Below are 17,082 nucleotides of genomic sequence, written 5' to 3' on the forward strand. Positions count from 1 at the left end.
AATGACGACAGAGACATTATCATATATCAACAGTGTACTCACAGATGAACTTGAGATACCATATGCATTTATGGAGTGGCAGGATGACCCGCCGGAGGCATATTTTGTTGGTGAATACTCCGAGGGTGATACTCCTGAAGAGGATGGATGTCAGGAAATAACATTCATCATAGATGGATTCACAAGAGGCTCATGGTTCAGCCTGGAGAAGTACAAGCAGAAGATAGAACAGAATATTGAACGAACGGCAATCCTTGCAAGTGGTGCGGGGGTTGCCGTTTTTTATGGGAATGCGTCACCAGTGCCAACAGGGGATGCAGACCTCAAACGGATACAGATCAATTTGACGATTAAAGAATATAAGAATGGAAGGTGATTATAACATGGCAGAAACATTAACTTTTGAAGAGTTCAAGTCATCAGGTATCACAAGCAAGACACCGAAGAACATAGTGTTTGGTGCTGGAACAATTCACAAAGGTTTGAAGTATGACACATCAAAGAAGACTTGGAACTTTGCTGAATCTCTGATTGGTGCGACATCCGGCGGTACGAAGTTGTCAATCAAGCCGGAACTTAAGGATATTGAAGTAGATGGAGCAGTGGTTAAGGTTAAGGATTTGACGGTTAAAACTGGCGAGACAGCACAGATGGATACTAACATGGTGGAGCTGTCGCCTGAGACGATCAAGATGGCTATTATCGGGCAGAATGGCACATCAACAGCGGAAGGATATGATGTGATCGAATCCAAGGCAAGAATTGAAAAGGATGATTATATCGAAAACTTTGGATATATTGGAAGATTCTTAGATGGTCGTCCTGTTATCGTGATCTTTGACAATGCTCTCTGTACATCAGGCCTTGAGATAGAGGGCAAGAACAAGGAGAATGGCACATTTGCGCTGACAATGGAGTGCTATGCGGATCTGTCACCAGCAGCTGATACACTGCCATACCACATCTATCTGCCTACCGGCACGACAACGGAGCAGGTTCAGCAGTCTATAGATTCCAGTACAAAAGCAACAGACTAATTGACATAGAAAAGGAGAGATAATCATGGGAACAACCGAGATAAAAGAGAACAAAGATATAGAAGTAGTAGAGAATGCTGAAGTAGTTGAAGAGGCAGAAGTAGTAGAAGATGCCGAGGCAACAGAAGATGTGCAGGAGATCAAACCATATACGCTTAGAAATCCAAAGGCTACAGATATAGCTGCATTCCTGAAGCTGTTCAGCAAGCTGGGGGTAAAAGACTTCAAAGATTCATTCAGCGGCAATGGGTTCAAAGAGCTTATTGCAAAAGAACGTGAGAAGCTTGCTGGTGATGGCGAGGATGATGAGGACACATCGAAGTTCCTCGAGAATGTGGGTATTGGTCTTGCATTCGAGCTTGCAGATGTGATTCTGACTAAGCTGTCAGACTGTCAGCGTGAGGTATTTGTCTGCTTATCACACCTGTCAGGAATGACTGTGGATGAGATAGCAGATCTTGATCTCTCTGTATTCACACAGATGTTATATGATGCAGTCACTCTTCCGGGCTTTACGGATTTTATCAAGGTTGTTTCAAGATTGTTCGAGAAGAAACAGTAGGCTATCTCAAGTTCATGGATCTCATATTTAAACGATATGCGGATCCGTACACTCTGCTTGATACGATGATAGACAATCAGAGCTTTGATGAGTTTGTATGCACGTTTGTGCGTCTTGACGATGATGATAAGCTCTGGGATATGTATATCCATAAGTGCTGGGAGAACATATCATTCAATGACTTCAAGGCAAGGCTGTATGGCACATCAGGTGGCAATTCGCAGCCTGTCGGATCAGGAGCATTTGAGAGCAGAGGCGAACTGAAACAACCATAAGGGATTCTATGTCAATCATAGAGAACTTTAAACCATAGGGGCACACAGAACGTGTGTCTCTATTTTTTTATTATTGAGGAAAGGGGGTAGACCCTTTTGGAAGTATTTAAGATACTGGGACGAATCGCAGTATCAAATGAAGATGCGAATGAGAAAATTGAAGAGACTGGCGACAAGGCAGAGAAGACAAGCAAAAAGATGAGTTCTGTGTTTGGCAATATCGGCAAGTTTGCGCTCAAGGCAGCAAAGGTCGCCGTGGTTGCAACAACGGCTGTGGCTACTGGAATAGCTGGCATTACTGCTAAGGCTGTAAGCGAGTATGCAGACTATGAGCAGCTTGTCGGTGGTGTTGAGACACTGTTCAAGGACAGCTCAGATAAGGTTGTAGAGTATGCGAATAATGCATATAAGACGGCGGGGCTGTCGGCGAATGAGTACATGGACACTGTAACAAGCTTTTCAGCGTCGCTGCTCCAGGGATTGGGCGGTGACACGGAAAAGGCGGCTGAAACTGCAAACACAGCTATTGTAGATATGGCTGATAATGCCAACAAGATGGGAACTGATATGGCATCTATACAGAATGCATATCAGGGTTTTGCTAAGCAAAACTACACGATGTTAGATAATCTCAAGCTTGGCTATGGTGGTACTGCGTCCGAGATGGCAAGGCTTATCAATGATTCTGGTGTACTTGGTGACACCATGACTGTGACAGCAGATAATGTCAATAGTGTGTCATTCGATAAGATGATTGAGGCTATTCATGTTGTACAGACTGATATGGGGATAACAGGCACAACCGCAAAAGAGGCAGCCACTACAATACAGGGATCCATCGGCATGATGAAGTCCGCATGGACGAATCTGCTCACAGGAATGGCCGACCCATCACAGGACATTGGAGTGCTGATCAATAACCTTGTTGATTCTGTGATGGCTGTAGCTGATAACCTTGTACCACGAATAGCAGACACACTGCCAAGGATAGTTGCAGGTATATCAAGTCTTGCACAGAAATTGGCACCATATATACCGCCACTTGTAGAACAGATACTGCCATCACTTATACAGGGCGCAACATCGTTGCTGTCCGAATTGGTGAATAACCTTCCTGGCATACTTGAAACCTTGTTGCCGGGTATAGGTGGAGAGCTGGGGCAGACACTTACATCTGCATTACAGTCTATATTCGGAACTTTGCAAGCTATTTTGCCTACTATATTATCCCTTGTTAATACACTGTTACCACCATTATTGCAGATAGTTCAAACGATTTTGCCACCGCTTACGAATTTGATTAATATGCTTTTGCCGCCTATTGTGCAGATAGTGTCGCAGATCCTTCCTATTTTGATTTCGATTTTGCAGCCGGTACTGGAATTATTGCAGCCAATACTTGATCTGCTCAATCCAATTATAAATCTGGTCTTAATGATATTGGATCCATTGATGGAACTTATCAATATGATCCTGCCTCCACTTGTTGAGGTGATAAGTCTGATATCAGAAGAGATACTTGAAGTGCTGAAACCGATACTTGAATGGTTTTGCGAGATGCTTGAGATCACATTGGAAGCGGCGATTATTGCAATTATGGCAGTTATCAACAACTGTCGTAAATCGTTTTCAATGGCTTGGAAAGGCATTAAGAAAGTCTGGAATGCAGCACCTGCCTTTTTTAAAGGCATATGGAATGGTATAAAATCAGCATTTGCAGCAGTAGGAAAGTTTTTTAAAGGCATCTTTACAACAGCGTGGAATGGAATTAAGAGTGTTTGGTCTGCTGTTACTGGATTTTTCAGTGGAATCTGGAATGGAATAAAAGGTGCATATGCATCAGTAGGTACATGGTTTAGTGACATTTTTGGCAAGGCTTGGGCTGGTATCAAGAATGCATTTTCACCGATGGTTAAGTTCTTTTCAGATACATGGCAGAAGATTAAGGATATCTTTTCCAAGGTTGGAACAGCTATCGCAGATGGCATCAAGGGAGCCGTTACAGCAGCTATCAATGGCATATTAGGTACAGCGACAAAGATCATTAATGGTTTTATATCTGCAATCAATGCTTGTATATCCGTTATTAATGCGATTCCGGGAGTATCAATTAATAAGCTTGATAAATTGAATGCACCACAGCTTGCAGAAGGTGGTGTACTTAAGAAAGGTCAGGTCGGTATACTTGAAGGTAATGGAGCTGAGGCTGTTGTGCCGCTTGAGAAGAATACAGAATGGATCAGTAAGGTAGCAGATCAGATGGCAGCAGCAACAGGAAGAACAGTAGACAATGAATCAGAGTTATCAAAGGTTCTGTATTTGATTCTTGATGTGGTAAGACATATTGATGAAAATATGTATGAATACATGGTAAGAGCACTTACAGAAGGCACGAAGCTTAAGATTGATGGTAGAGTATTTGGAAGGATGGTGAGAACATATGCTTGAGAATATAAAATATGTAAATAGTCAGGGGAATGTTCTTGAATTTGGAAAGAAATATATCTTTGCAAATGAAAATGACCTTCGAGACTATCAGTGGATCTATGATAGTGATCGGAAAAGTGTGGAGAATTTTCGAAAGAAAATTACAGAAAAGACGCTTCCGATCACTATTTGTTGCCCGACTCCGAGGATATGCAGGAATGTAAAGAATGATATGTTTGAACTGTTTGAACAGGATATCATCAATGAAGTGCCTGGAAAACTGTATATTGGCAATTATTACCTTGAATGTTTTATTTACGCAAGTGATAAGTCAGAGTATTTGGCAGGGCCATATACAAAGTTATCTTTAAAGGTTGTAACAATTACAGATACATGGGTGAAAGATGAATTGTTCCAGTATCGATATGAAACGATAGAATCAGACGATAGTGGACGTGGGTATTCATATGGTTATGAATATGATTATTCCGCTTCACCAGGGAATGCTACACAGTTTGCAAATAGTAATTTTAATGAGGCAGAATTTATTATGACCATCTATGGATATGCGCAGAATCCGGCTATATCAATAGGTGGTCATATATATGCGTTAAACTATACTATTCAGGCTGGTGAAAGAGTAGAGATTGATTCAATACGGCAGACTATAAGGCTGTATAAAACGAATGGAGCAACTGTAAATATATTCCGATTCAGAGACAGAAAGAATGATATATTTCACAAAATTAAATCCGGAGAACAGGCTATATATTGGAATGCGGATTTTAATTTTGATTTGCTTTTGAAAGCTGAAAGGAGTGAACCGATTTGGATGTGATCTATACAGACCGAAATCTTAATGATGAAGGTTGCCTGCATCATTATAATATTGATCTTGATATTGCAAATGAGAAGAATTTTGAGATCACAGTTGGTATTAAGAATAATGTCATGCGTGGAGGCTATTGGTGGTATGTCAATGATACGGAGTATGGTGGTGTTGTAGATTCCGTAAAAGTGATAACGGAGAATAATGAGATCAGATATTCAGGCAGAAGTTTCAGGGGAGTACTTATGAGTAAGATCATAGAGCCTCCGTCTGGGGCAGCCTATCGGATTGTATCAGGAGATGCTGGAAACATTATTCAGGATCTTATAAATTTATGTGGACTGTCAGCGGTATTTGCTGCCGAACGTATTGGATACACAGTAAAAACATTTCGGTTTGACCGATACATAGATCTATATACCGGGTTAGTTAAGCTTGGTAAAGCTATAGGTATGAATTTGTACTTAATCGTTAAAAATGGAATAGTTCATGTATCATATGTGCCGTTAGTTGATTATTCCGACCGGATAGAATACAACCAGAACGATATTAATTTCACTATTGAGAAGACATATAGAGGTGTAAATCATCTTATATGTCTTGGTAAAGGAGAACTTCAGGATAGAACTGTAGTGCATTTATATGCTGATGCAAATGGGAATATAAGCACATCTCAACGTCTATATGGAATTGAGGAATATGTGAGTACTTATGAGAACACATCTGCAGAATCTGATGAGGACCTTGTCTCTGGTGGAACAGAGAGATTGCAGGAATTAATAGGAGCTGATGCATTTGCAGTTACAAGCAGTGATACTGAGCAACATATAGGTGATATAATTGGCGGGCATGAAAGCGTGACAGATTCCTATGTAATAAGCAGTATCACAAATATAATAGTCAAGTTAGATGATGATACAGTTGATATATCATATAGTGTAGGTGATGCTACACGGAAAGGATAAGTAATGAAAATAGTAACAGGAAAAACCGGAGTAAATCATGTAACGGCAGATGATGACCGAGCGTTGAATCTTGGAATCATTGGAAAAGATAACTATGTGCTGCCAGTTGGAGATATGTTCAAGTTGACTATGGTCGATGTCAATACTGCAAGAGTATCCTGTGGGGATCTGGTTATGAAAGGGTGTCATGCTCGGATCCCTGCAGGAGATTATGACGATCTTATGATTGACAGCGGCAGTCAAGGATACAACCGGAAAGATCTTATTGTAGCAAAGTACAAAAAAGACACTGGCATTGAAAATGTAACACTTGAAGTAATTAAAGGTACACCATCTGCAGGGACAGCAGCAACACCAGAATATCCGACAGGAAGTATATATTGGGGAGCAACAGAAGATACCTTCCCACTGTATGAGATTAATATCAATGGTATTAATATAGGAACAGTAAAACCTCTTTTTGAGATATTATATTCAAGGCTGTCATCGGTTTACACAAAGGCAGAGACGGATGATCATATAAAAAATGCTGTTGATAAGGAGACACAGGCAAGAACATCTGCTATTGATGGAGTAAAAAGTGACATATTATCATTGTCAAAAAAAGATACTGAACTTTCACAAGGTATAGATGATAATAAAAATAAACTGGATGCTGTAAACGCAGATATAGAATCCGTAAAGGCTTCTATAAAGAACTTATCTGACAAACATACTGAAGACATTAATAATGTTAAGGAAAGCATCAACACAGTGTCTGCAGATGTATTAAAGTTACAGAATGTTGATAACAAATACAGTGCAGAGTTCACAAATATAGCAGGTGTAATGTCATTGCCGTTACTGCCGGATGAAACAAAAGTGTCAACAATAGCGGATGTAAGAAAGTTACTTGATCCGCTTGTAGCATCTCTGCATGACGGATTTATTAATCTTGCAAAAATCAAGATAGAATCTGGTGGAAGTATTATAAACCCCGGTGGCGGAATGATCGGATCATAGAAAGGAGAATGAAAACATGAAACAGTTTATATGTACAATGATCGGAGCGGTTGGCTCCGGAATAGCAGCATTGTTTGGAGGATGGGACACCGGACTGGTGTCTCTTTTGATTTTCATGGGGCTTGATTATGTATCAGGTCTTGTGGTCGCAGGAGTGTTTCACAAGAGCAGAAAAACGGACACCGGCAGCCTTGAAAGCAAGACGTGCTGGAAAGGGTTATGCCGTAAATGCATGACGCTTGTATTTGTTCTTGTGTCGTACAGGCTTGATTTGATTATCGGAACAAACTATATCAGAGATGCGGTGATCATTGCATTCATTGCGAACGAACTGATATCACTTGTCGAGAACGCTGGTCTTATGGGTGTACCACTCCCGGCGGTTATTACTAAGGCTATTGATATATTGCAGAAAAAATCAGAAAGTGAGGAATAGAATATGAGTATTGTTGACAAGATTATAAGCACAGCGAAGAGCCAGATTGGAACATGTGAGCCGGATGGTGATGATAAGTACATTAAAATATATAACGAAGCGACAGGTTCAACATTCGGAATGGATGTTGCGTGGTGCGCTATATTTGTTACATGGGTTATGATCGTATGCGGAATCGCAAAAGATGTTGTCTCAAGATTTGCATCATGTACTGCCGGAATGAAATGGTTCATCAAGCAGGGAAAATGGAAGAATGCAAAGGCTTATGGTGGCACATACACACCAGTTCCCGGAATTCCGGTATTTTTTCAAAAGCTCACAAGCTGACGGATCCGTCACATGTCGGAATAGTTACAAAGGTATGTCCTCCTTATATATATACAGTTGAGGGAAATACATCGGATGCTGTGCATGAGCGTATATATCGGATTGATGATAAGTACATTATAGGATATGGTGTGCCGTCATATGTCGACAATGTTAAAGCAGATATAAAAGATAATGATACCGGATACCAGACTGTAGAAGTAAAGAAAGGCGACACGCTCTGGGATATTGCAGAGAAGTACCTCGGATCAGGATCACGATATAGAGAGATCATGAGTTTAAACTCACTTACAAGTGCAACGATTCATCCAGGCTTGGTACTTAGTATCCCGGGCACAAATGCGAAAGCAAACGAAGCATCAAAGAAGACAAAGGCATACACGGTCAAAAAAGGTGACACACTTTGGGATATTGCTGCAAAGTATCTCGGATCCGGATCACGGTACAGGGAGATCATGAGCCTGTCGAAGATCACAAGCACCACGATTCATGTTGGGCAGATATTGACATTACCAGCTGTTTGATTTTAGGGGCAATTTAGGGGCAAAAATATTTCATTTACTTTCATATTTGATACAATAAGAAGTGCTAGAAAATGGCTTAAAACCTAGATTTTTCAATTATTTTCATAGTTGGGAAAAATTAAGAAAGTGCCGGTCGCCGGCATTATTCAAAAAGCTTGAAACTGAAAGGTTTTAGGCTTTTTTTCGTTTGTCTAAAAATGGATAAAAATTCTAGATGGACACAGTGGAAGAATCCAACGATCACATTTACATTGGAGGAAGAAAGATTGCAAAGAAGGTTACAGGCACTGTAAAACTGGGCAATAAAAAATATAAGGTTGTAAAGGGTGTTGTAAAAGCAACTATCAAAAAATAAAAGTATTTCATAAGGGTAAATCGAAATAAACTATCTTTCTGTGGAATGGCATGATAAAATAGAAACAGTATTTTTTAGGGAGGTTATGCTATGAAGCAGACAAGAAGTAAACAATTATGGCTGATGCTTGCTGCAGCAATGTGTATTTGCATACTGGCACTGATGGGTGCGGGCTCTTTATCAAAAGCTGATAATGCAGGACAGATGTATACATATAGTGCAGCAGCATCATTTGTATGTGATGCAAATGGTACGATCACCGCATACAAAGGAAACAAGAATGCGGAACAGATCATTGTACCGGCAACGATCAACGGCAGGACAGTAACAGGAATTAGCAATAATGTATTTAAGGGATGTGAGAAGGTTTCCCTGATCGCAGTTCCGGATACGATTGTAACGATCGGTGACCGGGCATTTGAGAATTGCCAGAGCCTTAGTACACTGTACAGCTACAAGAAAGCAGATGCAAATGATACAGCTACGGCAACGGATGCAGCAGGAACTGCAACGGCACAGGGTGTTGTTGTTCCATATGCTGAGATGGGAGTTATCGCTATTCCTTCCAATCTGAAAAAGCTTGGTACAGGGGCATTTGCCGGCTGCCGGTCAATCGGCAGATTTGCAGCAGCAGATACAAACGCTTATTTTAAGACATATACATGGAATACAAATAATCCAAACCAGGCACAGATCCAGAATAAGAATCAAGGTGAACTGCTTCTCAGTAAGGATGGAAAGCAGGCGTATCGTTTTGCTCCGGCATTTCATTATACAGGAAAGGGATTGTATAAGATCCCTGTTCCGGTAACGACGATCGCACCATATGCATTTGAAACCGCTGCTTTAAATGGAGGTTTTCAGATACCGACAACAATAAAGGTGATTAGTGATTATGCATTTTATCAGTGCGGCAATCTGAACCAGATCGAGTTTGCAAAAACATCTAATACAGCGATTATTGGAGCATATGCATTTGCAAGAAATTCCAATCTGCAGATCACACTTCCTGCAAGTGTAACATCGATTGGAAAATATTCCTTTGCATATTGTGTCAATATTAAGATCGATATTTCAAAGACAAAGATCCGTATAATTCCGGATTATGCATTTTATGAATGTGATAATCTTCATGAACTGATAACACCAAAGACCCTGGAGAAGGTAGGAGCATATGTATTTTATGGCTGCAACAATCTGAATGAAGTAAAGTTCCTTGGCAAGACATTAAAGGAAATTGGTACAGGAGCATTTAAGACCTGTGATAATCTTCATGTGATCGATGTCCCGGAGGGTGTAACAAAGATTGCGAATGGTACATTTGATGGATGTCAGAATCTGAATACAGTTAAGCTGCCGGACAGTCTTAAGAATATCGGAGATAATGCATTTAAGAATTGCAATAATATCCAAGAGATGGTGATTCCAAAGAATGTATCCCATATTTCAAACAACAGTTTTGCAGGAGCAAAGCAGGATGGTATTGATACTTCAAAGAATCAGTATTCCCAGAAATTTATCAAGGCAGAAAAGCCTGCGGCAGTTGGAACAAAGTTCAAAGTTGGGAAATTGCGTTATAAGATTACAAAATCAGATGCCAAGAAGGGTACTGTGACGCTGTATGGAGCAAAGAAATCCGTAACAAAGGCAACAATACCTGCAACAGTTATGTATCAGGGCTATAAGTTCAAGGTTACTTCTGTTGGCGGAAGTGCATTCAAGAATTGCAAGAAGCTGAAAACCGTAAAGCTTGGTAAAAATGTAAAATCAATTGGCAAGAGTGCATTTTACGGATGCAAGAAGCTTGCCAAGGTTACATTGGATGCGAAGCTACAAAAATTGGTGATAAAGCATTTGCCAAGTGTACAGCGATCAAGAAACTCACGATTCCAAAGCAGGTAAGCAAGATTGGAAGCAAGGCATTTTATGGTGATAAGAAGCTGAAAACAATCACGGTCAAGAGCAGTAAATTAAAGAAAACGACCATCGGAAAATCAGCATTTACAAAGATAAATAAAAAAGCAACGATCAGCGTGCCAAAGAAAAAGGTAAAGGCATATAAATCAGCTTTCAAAAAAGCCGGAGCTGCAAAGAGCGTTAAGGTTAAGAAAATAAAATAAAAATAGAAGTCTTCCGGAATGTTCGGAATATGGCAGATGCTATATAAGACATGAGATAAACAAAAGCCCCGCAGCAGGTATTGCTACGGGGCGAAGGAAGGGAATCTATGAAAAATGAAAGTAAGCAATAATTATAAAGTGTGTATCTGATATTCAGGTATGCACTTTTTTAGATCTGAGGACATTCAGTCGGAAACGCTTGCTCTGACCGCATTTCCGGTGATGTCCTCTTGGTTTTGTTTTCCTTTGATGGTATTTATATTACTGGATAAATGTGTTTATTCTATGTTCAGGATGTCAATGAATTGTGAAAAGAAAACATAAAAAATGCATGTTTTAATGATGCTAACGTGTAGTATAAAGTGATTTACAGGTCGCGTTCATTCGTGGTATGATAAAGAAGCCTGCAGGGAGCAGGAGAAACAAAAGGTTATGGAAAACGCAGGAGGAAAAGAAAATGGTAGTAGTAAATACAGAGAATATACCAGGAAGAGAGTATCAGGTACTCTCATTAGTAACAGGCTGTTGTGTTATGTGTAAGAATATCGGAAAAGATATCGGAGCATCCTTCCGTAATATGGTAGGCGGAGAGATGCAGGCATATACACAGATGATGGCAGAAGCAAAGGATAAAGCAATTTCATATATGATCAACCAGGCTATGAGCATGGGCGCAGATGCAATCGTAAATGTCAGATTTGCTTCAACAACAATTGTTGCCGGTGGTGCGGAGATCCTTGTTTCCGGAACGGCAGTAAAGTTTACAGCATAACAGATTGATTCACATACAGTGGTAGAAATGGAGGAGTATATGAAGAAGCCAAAACATGAGCTGATGACATTTGTTGCCGGGATCGTGATGCTGGTGGCAGGGTTATTTATCTTATCACAGAAAGTAATCGTATCGTCCAGTTTCTTTTCTTCATTTGGAGGGATGTCCATCTGGGGAGCAAGAATCAGTTCAGGAATGGTAGTGATTCCATTGATCATAGGAATTGTCTGGATGTTTATGACAGATTCCTTTGCATCAAAGGTTTTTTCGGCACTTGCAGGACTGTTGATCGTCATCATGGTCATTCTGACAACAAATATACATTTGACGACCATGACTTTATTTGACTGGCTGGTTATTCTGGTGTTGATCTTTGGAGGACTTGGATTTATCGGAAGGATTCTTTTGGCAGACAGAAAAAATGAAGAGGTCGATCCGAGAGAAGAAATGTACAGAGAAATGTATGGGGAACAGACTGATAAAAAGTCAAAGAGAAGAAAAAAATAATCCTTTGGTGTATTTCGTTTGAAATGGGAGAACTTAAAGGGAAAGACTATTACAGATATTATATATATTAAGAAAGAGATGAGTGATATGCCTTATTTTTATTTTGACCCAACGTATATATTAGTTCTGATCGGAGTTGTTCTGTCACTGATCGCATCTGCTCAGGTGAAATCAGCATATAAGAAGTATGAGAAGGTATCGACCAGATCAGGATTTACTGCAGAACAGGTAGCAGCGATGATTCTCAGAAATGCCGGAATCACAGATGTAACGATCCGCCCGATTGCCGGAGAATTAACGGATAACTATAATCCAAAGGATCATACCTTGAATCTGTCACAGAATGTATATGGTTCCAGATCGATAGCGGCAATTGGTGTAGCAGCACATGAGTGTGGTCATGCGATCCAGCATGCGGAAGGATATGCGCCGCTTGGTTTTCGTTCAGCGATCGTGCCGGTTGTAAGCATTGGTTCTACATTATCATGGCCGTTGATCCTGATCGGTTTACTGATCCCAAGACTGGATGTATGTATCACACTGGGAATTCTGTTATTTTCATTGGTCGTTGTATTCCAGTTTGTAACCCTGCCGGTTGAGTTTAATGCATCAGGCAGAGCAATTGCTATTTTAAGAAATGGCGGATTTATGACAGAAGAAGAACTTGGTGGGGCCAAGAGAGTGTTAACTGCTGCAGCTCTTACTTATGTAGCCGCAATGGTAACTGCAATCCTTCAGCTTGTTCGTTTGCTGTTACTTACAAACAGAAGAAGATGATTAAAAAGTAAATATCTAATATTTCGGAGTGCACATTTATGGGCATGCCGGGATATGATATGAATGTAACCGGAAGCTGAAAAAATGTGGTATTGAATGATACCGGTTTTCAGCTTTCCGGTTATTTTTTTGTTTTATGACAGGATGAATATGGAGAAATGGATGCACATATATGAGAATAATTTTCGGGTTGCAGAAGCGTATAGTACAAAATATACAAATAATTTGTTAAAATTGGTAAAAATAGCTAAAAATATGTTGCAAAATTGTGAATAGTATTTATAAAGCTAATGTGCTACAATATATATGGTGTGATAAATTTGGATAGTTTCTCACAAAAATAATACGGATTTGTGCAATAATTTAGAAGATTACACAAAAATATGCCCAAGGTATCACAACCGGAAACATAATGACATTGCCAGTTATCCCAAGGGGTTGGATAACTGGCAATTTATAGTATATCAATGTATATATAGGAATTGGCGGGATGCGGTTCCAGACAGCGATGAATGGAGGACAGAATGAGAAAACGAAGTATGAGAGGATATGTAGCAGCATTGACACTTGCGGCAGGTCTTTGTATGACACAGGGCTTAGCTGTACAGGCGGCGACAGATGGACAGGGAGACAGCGGGACAGATTCCGGTTATACAGCAGCTGATCCGTCAAAAGGAGTTACATATATAAAGAATGACTCTGGCAGTACGATAGGAATGAATCTGAATGGTAATTCAGTTGTCATATGTACATCGAAAAATGCAACGGAGCAGATTCCTTATATAAATATATATGAGGATAAGAATCAGAATGGAATCGTTGATCAGGGTGAAACGGCATTTAAGTTAGATGGAAGTGCAGATATCATTTATTCAAGCAGTATGCCGATATATGGACTTTATCAGCAGACATATGATCAGCCGGTTTCAATCACAATAGATGGTGCAAAGCTTGGCTATGTATACGGACTGAGCAATGGAGCATTGAACACAGACAGCAGCAAGACAGCATTAACACTGCGTATAAAAAACGGTGCAACGATCGGAACTGTAACAGGAGCTGAGAATGCAGCCGTAGAAGGTTCTGTGGCAGTAGAAGCAGGTGATGGATGCAGCCTGTCTGCATTATATGCGGTTAAGACCGCTGGTGTTTCAGGAGATGTATCACTGAATTTAAATGGCGGTACTTACAATGGAATCGGTGTGGTTACATCAGGAGCGGAGGTCAAGAAGAATCTGAATGTCACAATGCGTAATATTACGCTGCGTGAAAGTGCAAAAGGTGCAGCAGTGGACTCCGGCTGTAAGATTGTGGGGAATGTGACCTTTGATGCGGATGGAGTTAATGCACTCGGAGGCGATTCCTTTACTGTACTAAAGGCGGCAAATTGTACCGGAAAGCTGGATGTATCATTGAAGAATTATACAGGCTCCGGATGGACATTTTACGGCATCGAAAGCGGCAGCTATGTAGAAGGTGATACGGATATCAAGATCCTTGGCGGCAGTGGAACATTTGGAAGTGTATATGGTATAAATGGTTCCTCCGGTCTGAAGGGACAGGTAAAGGTTCTGATCGAGAACTGTACGGTATCAGGAGCTGTCTACGGAGCCAGCGGCTGTTCCTTTCTAAGAAATGAAGGGGTACAGGGCGACAGCTATGATGCAGATATCACGATCCGAAAGAACTCAGCCGGGGGCATCATATATGGACTGTATGATGTCGTTGAGACTCATTCTGTGAAGCTCACGATGGAAGATCTTACAGGGAATGGCATAAATGTATATGGATATTATACAGGTTCTGCAAATATAAATGGACAGGCTGACATCAGTATCAGCCGATGCCAGGGAAGTAATATCTGGGGTTATTATGGTTCGAACAGCGAAACCCGAAAAGGATATGGAAAAAAGACGATCTCGATCACAGGTTGTACAGCAGGAAATAGCATATATGGAGTTATGAATGGTTATTTGGGAGATGATTGTGAGATACGGACATCCGGAAATATCTGTTATGACTATTACGGAATTTATAATGCATATGTGGATAAAAATGTAAAGATTACATCTGCCCATGAGAATGATGCAACGATCCTGGATAAGGATAAAGAGCCGGTGATCAATACGAATACATCGGCGGGCAATGGCTCTTATTATATTGTATATTCACCAACAATAAAAGGCGATCTCACAGCAGATGTAAATAGCATACGGTCACGGTATTTCTATGCAATCAATAATGTTACTCTTTATGGAAATGCAGATTATAAGATCAGAAACAGTGAGATCACATCAACTTCATCAGAAAAGATTCTTTTTGCAAACAATAATAGCAGTATTTCGGATTCGGCTGAGAGAACGACAGATGTATGGATTGAGAATACAGATTTCAGCAAGCTGAGCGCGGTAACCTTTTCCAATTCATTACCTCAAAAGGCAACACTCAATATGACGATAACAGATGACTGTAAGTTACCATCGAAGTATTATGTGATTCCGGCATCTTCGCAGACAGAGAATGCGTCAGCAGTTGTTAAGGTAAAAAATGATATTTATTATGGTGGCAAGGTTATTCTTACAGAAAATGTAACGGCGGATAATGTGTATTTCGGATCGTATGGTAATTATAGCTACGGCTATGCAGCTGTTCTGATTCCGGAAAAGATCACAGTGACTACAAAAGAAAATGTATATATTCCATACACTGCGCAGGTAGTGAATAAGGGAACGATAAAAGCAGCAGCTATAAAGCAGATCGGTTCATCTGCTGCAGCGATCTATCTGAATAATGGACAGATTGAGACAGAGTCAAATGAAGCAGGCATAAAATATCCGGTTGTTATGAAGGTAGATCAGAATCAGGGTAGTATGTCGCTTGGAAGCGGTGAACAGACATCCTTGGATCCGGATACGCGGTATTGTAAATCAGGAGATGTTGTAACCGTATATATCAGTACAAATAAGGGCTATCGATTCCTTTCAGCAACGGTAAAGAAGCAGTCAGATACCCAGGCATCAGAGCTTGCAAAGGAAGGAAATACCTATAGCTTTGAAATGCCGGATGAGCAGGTTGTAGTTACAGCAGCATTTGAAGGAATTCCGATTGATATCAAGAAAACATCTGTTGATCCAAGTGCTGTATTGAATCAGACCTATACAGAGAAACAGCCATTATATGATCTGAACAGACTGATCATTATGAATGATGCAAAAACAGGCACAATTTCATATAAAGAGGATGCTACATACAGTCTTCCGGAAGGTTTAACACTTACAGAGGGCAGGATCATTGGTACTCCGACTGTTTTATATGAAGATGGAAAACGCGTGGATATCCATGTAACAGGTAGAAATGGGACGGAAGCTGTTCTGAGATTAAATGTGATCGTGTCCAAGGTACAGAAAATCAGGAAAGCACGATCGAACGGTTGACGGTCGATGAAGAAAACAAGACGATCAGCCTGAACGGAACATCTGCAGTCCTTCAGCAGACAGGTACATCTGATAATGGGGTGATCCTCACTGGTATCTATGCAGATGATGATCGGGATGGTAAGGCTGATGGCAGACAGGCTATGTATAGCGGAGATCTGTCAGGATATACGATCTATGGTATTTCCGGTATTGATTATGATCGCCCGATCAGGATCACAGTGCTTAGTGGTTCGGTTGGAAGTATATTTGGAGTTAAGAGTGCAACTATGTCCTATGCCGATTCAGATTCACTTGTTATAGATATTCAGGGTGGAGCTGTTAGCACTGTATACGGACTGGATTCCAGTGCGCATGTGCAGTATATGAGGATGAAGCGGGGAAAAGAAGCGGCTGTTGGCAAGATGGCTATTAAGAATCCATCCGGTTATGGTTTCTATGAAGGGTATCTGATCGATCAGGCAGGTGCGATCACAGTCGAGGATTATATAGTAAATGAGAAGCTGACAGGAGATTCTTTGCAGGTAACGCAGTATAAGGATTTTACTGCGAATGCTCCGGTAGAGATCACCGGTGCGATCACACTTCCGGGAGGGACAGAGACAACATTTAATAAGGGTGTAACTGCCGGAACCTTCAAAACGAATGGAACCTATGATAAGGTCTGGTTCATGGTACATGTAACATTGATACTTTTTCACCGGGATATGCATATGTATATATAGAAAAGGAT

General features: G+C 40.5%; 19 protein-coding genes. All 19 read left to right on the forward strand.

Annotation, left to right across the window (positions count from 1 at the left end; all coding sequences use genetic code 11):
- The first annotated feature begins 1 nt into the window (after position 1).
- The 19 genes from DW959_RS04425 (at position 2) to DW959_RS04510 (ending at position 17,074) form a co-directional block, all read left to right on the forward strand.
- Complete coding sequence (locus DW959_RS04425) at positions 2–376, forward strand: hypothetical protein (protein ID WP_118615522.1); 375 nt, start codon at positions 2–4, stop codon at positions 374–376.
- A gap of 7 nt (positions 377–383) precedes the next feature.
- Positions 384–1,037 carry a hypothetical protein gene (locus tag DW959_RS04430; protein ID WP_147353064.1) on the forward strand — a complete coding sequence of 218 codons (654 nt, stop codon included), beginning with the start codon at positions 384–386 and terminating at the stop codon, positions 1,035–1,037.
- A gap of 25 nt (positions 1,038–1,062) precedes the next feature.
- A complete protein-coding gene (locus DW959_RS04435) occupies positions 1,063–1,599 on the forward strand; it encodes a sigma-70 family RNA polymerase sigma factor (RefSeq protein ID WP_118615526.1) in 537 nt (178 codons plus the stop codon).
- A 14-nt stretch (positions 1,600–1,613) separates the two neighbouring features.
- Entirely contained in the window at positions 1,614–1,874 is a 261-nt protein-coding gene (locus tag DW959_RS04440; RefSeq protein ID WP_118615528.1) for a hypothetical protein, read from the forward strand.
- Between the two features lie 96 nt (positions 1,875–1,970).
- Positions 1,971–4,322, forward strand: a complete 2,352-nt coding sequence (locus DW959_RS04445) for a hypothetical protein (protein ID WP_118615530.1) — start codon at positions 1,971–1,973, stop codon at positions 4,320–4,322.
- Positions 4,315–5,139: a hypothetical protein gene (locus tag DW959_RS04450; RefSeq protein WP_118483518.1), complete on the forward strand. Its 825-nt coding sequence runs from the start codon at positions 4,315–4,317 to the stop codon at positions 5,137–5,139. The genes DW959_RS04445 and DW959_RS04450 overlap by 8 nt, the downstream gene beginning before the upstream one ends.
- Positions 5,130–6,095 (forward strand): hypothetical protein, encoded by a 966-nt coding sequence (locus DW959_RS04455; protein ID WP_118483516.1) that lies wholly within the window; start codon positions 5,130–5,132, stop codon positions 6,093–6,095. The genes DW959_RS04450 and DW959_RS04455 overlap by 10 nt, the downstream gene beginning before the upstream one ends.
- Before the next feature lie 3 nt (positions 6,096–6,098).
- Positions 6,099–7,097, forward strand: a complete 999-nt coding sequence (locus tag DW959_RS04460) for a hypothetical protein (RefSeq protein ID WP_118483514.1) — start codon at positions 6,099–6,101, stop codon at positions 7,095–7,097.
- Between the two features lie 16 nt (positions 7,098–7,113).
- Positions 7,114–7,533: a phage holin family protein gene (locus DW959_RS04465; protein ID WP_118483512.1), complete on the forward strand. Its 420-nt coding sequence runs from the start codon at positions 7,114–7,116 to the stop codon at positions 7,531–7,533.
- A gap of 3 nt (positions 7,534–7,536) precedes the next feature.
- On the forward strand, positions 7,537–7,860 hold the full coding sequence (locus tag DW959_RS14125) for a hypothetical protein (RefSeq protein ID WP_182429565.1): 324 nt from the start codon (positions 7,537–7,539) through the stop codon (positions 7,858–7,860).
- 80 nt (positions 7,861–7,940) lie between these two features.
- Positions 7,941–8,384 (forward strand): LysM peptidoglycan-binding domain-containing protein, encoded by a 444-nt coding sequence (locus DW959_RS14130; protein ID WP_182427450.1) that lies wholly within the window; start codon positions 7,941–7,943, stop codon positions 8,382–8,384.
- A 214-nt stretch (positions 8,385–8,598) separates the two neighbouring features.
- Positions 8,599–8,739, forward strand: coding sequence for a hypothetical protein (locus DW959_RS14135; protein ID WP_181983923.1), 141 nt, complete (start codon positions 8,599–8,601; stop codon positions 8,737–8,739).
- Positions 8,740–8,829: 90 nt separating this feature from the next.
- Positions 8,830–10,641, forward strand: coding sequence for a leucine-rich repeat domain-containing protein (locus tag DW959_RS04475; protein ID WP_118615532.1), 1,812 nt, complete (start codon positions 8,830–8,832; stop codon positions 10,639–10,641).
- Positions 10,533–10,859, forward strand: coding sequence for a leucine-rich repeat protein (locus DW959_RS04480; RefSeq protein ID WP_118483506.1), 327 nt, complete (start codon positions 10,533–10,535; stop codon positions 10,857–10,859). The genes DW959_RS04475 and DW959_RS04480 overlap by 109 nt, the downstream gene beginning before the upstream one ends.
- A gap of 457 nt (positions 10,860–11,316) precedes the next feature.
- The gene (locus DW959_RS04485) at positions 11,317–11,631 is read left to right on the forward strand and encodes a YbjQ family protein (protein WP_021943703.1); all 315 of its coding nucleotides are present in this window, start codon (positions 11,317–11,319) and stop codon (positions 11,629–11,631) included.
- Between the two features lie 39 nt (positions 11,632–11,670).
- The gene (locus tag DW959_RS04490) at positions 11,671–12,138 is read left to right on the forward strand and encodes a hypothetical protein (protein WP_021943702.1); all 468 of its coding nucleotides are present in this window, start codon (positions 11,671–11,673) and stop codon (positions 12,136–12,138) included.
- 78 nt (positions 12,139–12,216) lie between these two features.
- A complete protein-coding gene (locus DW959_RS04495) occupies positions 12,217–12,915 on the forward strand; it encodes a zinc metallopeptidase (RefSeq protein ID WP_347465505.1) in 699 nt (232 codons plus the stop codon).
- 524 nt (positions 12,916–13,439) lie between these two features.
- Positions 13,440–16,349 (forward strand): hypothetical protein, encoded by a 2,910-nt coding sequence (locus tag DW959_RS04505; protein ID WP_118615536.1) that lies wholly within the window; start codon positions 13,440–13,442, stop codon positions 16,347–16,349.
- Positions 16,346–17,074, forward strand: a complete 729-nt coding sequence (locus DW959_RS04510) for a hypothetical protein (protein ID WP_118615538.1) — start codon at positions 16,346–16,348, stop codon at positions 17,072–17,074. Before DW959_RS04505 ends, DW959_RS04510 begins: the two co-directional genes overlap by 4 nt.
- Positions 17,075–17,082: the final 8 nt, after the last annotated feature.

Source organism: Clostridium sp. AM46-21 (assembly GCF_003480025.1).
Lineage (GTDB): Bacteria > Bacillota > Clostridia > Lachnospirales > Lachnospiraceae > Coprococcus > Coprococcus ammoniilyticus.

Excerpts from the sequence above, each read along its gene's own strand:
- DW959_RS04425 (WP_118615522.1), top strand. The coding sequence starts at position 2 with ATGACGACAGAGACATTATCATATATCAACAGTGTACTCACAGATGAA.
- DW959_RS04430 (WP_147353064.1), top strand. The coding sequence starts at position 384 with ATGGCAGAAACATTAACTTTTGAAGAGTTCAAGTCATCAGGTATCACA.
- DW959_RS04435 (WP_118615526.1), top strand. The coding sequence starts at position 1,063 with ATGGGAACAACCGAGATAAAAGAGAACAAAGATATAGAAGTAGTAGAG.
- DW959_RS04440 (WP_118615528.1), top strand. The coding sequence starts at position 1,614 with ATGGATCTCATATTTAAACGATATGCGGATCCGTACACTCTGCTTGAT.
- DW959_RS04450 (WP_118483518.1), top strand. The coding sequence starts at position 4,315 with ATGCTTGAGAATATAAAATATGTAAATAGTCAGGGGAATGTTCTTGAA.
- DW959_RS04460 (WP_118483514.1), top strand. The coding sequence starts at position 6,099 with ATGAAAATAGTAACAGGAAAAACCGGAGTAAATCATGTAACGGCAGAT.
- DW959_RS04465 (WP_118483512.1), top strand. The coding sequence starts at position 7,114 with ATGAAACAGTTTATATGTACAATGATCGGAGCGGTTGGCTCCGGAATA.
- DW959_RS14125 (WP_182429565.1), top strand. The coding sequence starts at position 7,537 with ATGAGTATTGTTGACAAGATTATAAGCACAGCGAAGAGCCAGATTGGA.
- DW959_RS14135 (WP_181983923.1), top strand. The coding sequence starts at position 8,599 with ATGGACACAGTGGAAGAATCCAACGATCACATTTACATTGGAGGAAGA.
- DW959_RS04475 (WP_118615532.1), top strand. The coding sequence starts at position 8,830 with ATGAAGCAGACAAGAAGTAAACAATTATGGCTGATGCTTGCTGCAGCA.
- DW959_RS04480 (WP_118483506.1), top strand. The coding sequence starts at position 10,533 with ATGCAAGAAGCTTGCCAAGGTTACATTGGATGCGAAGCTACAAAAATT.
- DW959_RS04485 (WP_021943703.1), top strand. The coding sequence starts at position 11,317 with ATGGTAGTAGTAAATACAGAGAATATACCAGGAAGAGAGTATCAGGTA.
- DW959_RS04490 (WP_021943702.1), top strand. The coding sequence starts at position 11,671 with ATGAAGAAGCCAAAACATGAGCTGATGACATTTGTTGCCGGGATCGTG.
- DW959_RS04495 (WP_347465505.1), top strand. The coding sequence starts at position 12,217 with ATGAGTGATATGCCTTATTTTTATTTTGACCCAACGTATATATTAGTT.
- DW959_RS04505 (WP_118615536.1), top strand. The coding sequence starts at position 13,440 with ATGAGAAAACGAAGTATGAGAGGATATGTAGCAGCATTGACACTTGCG.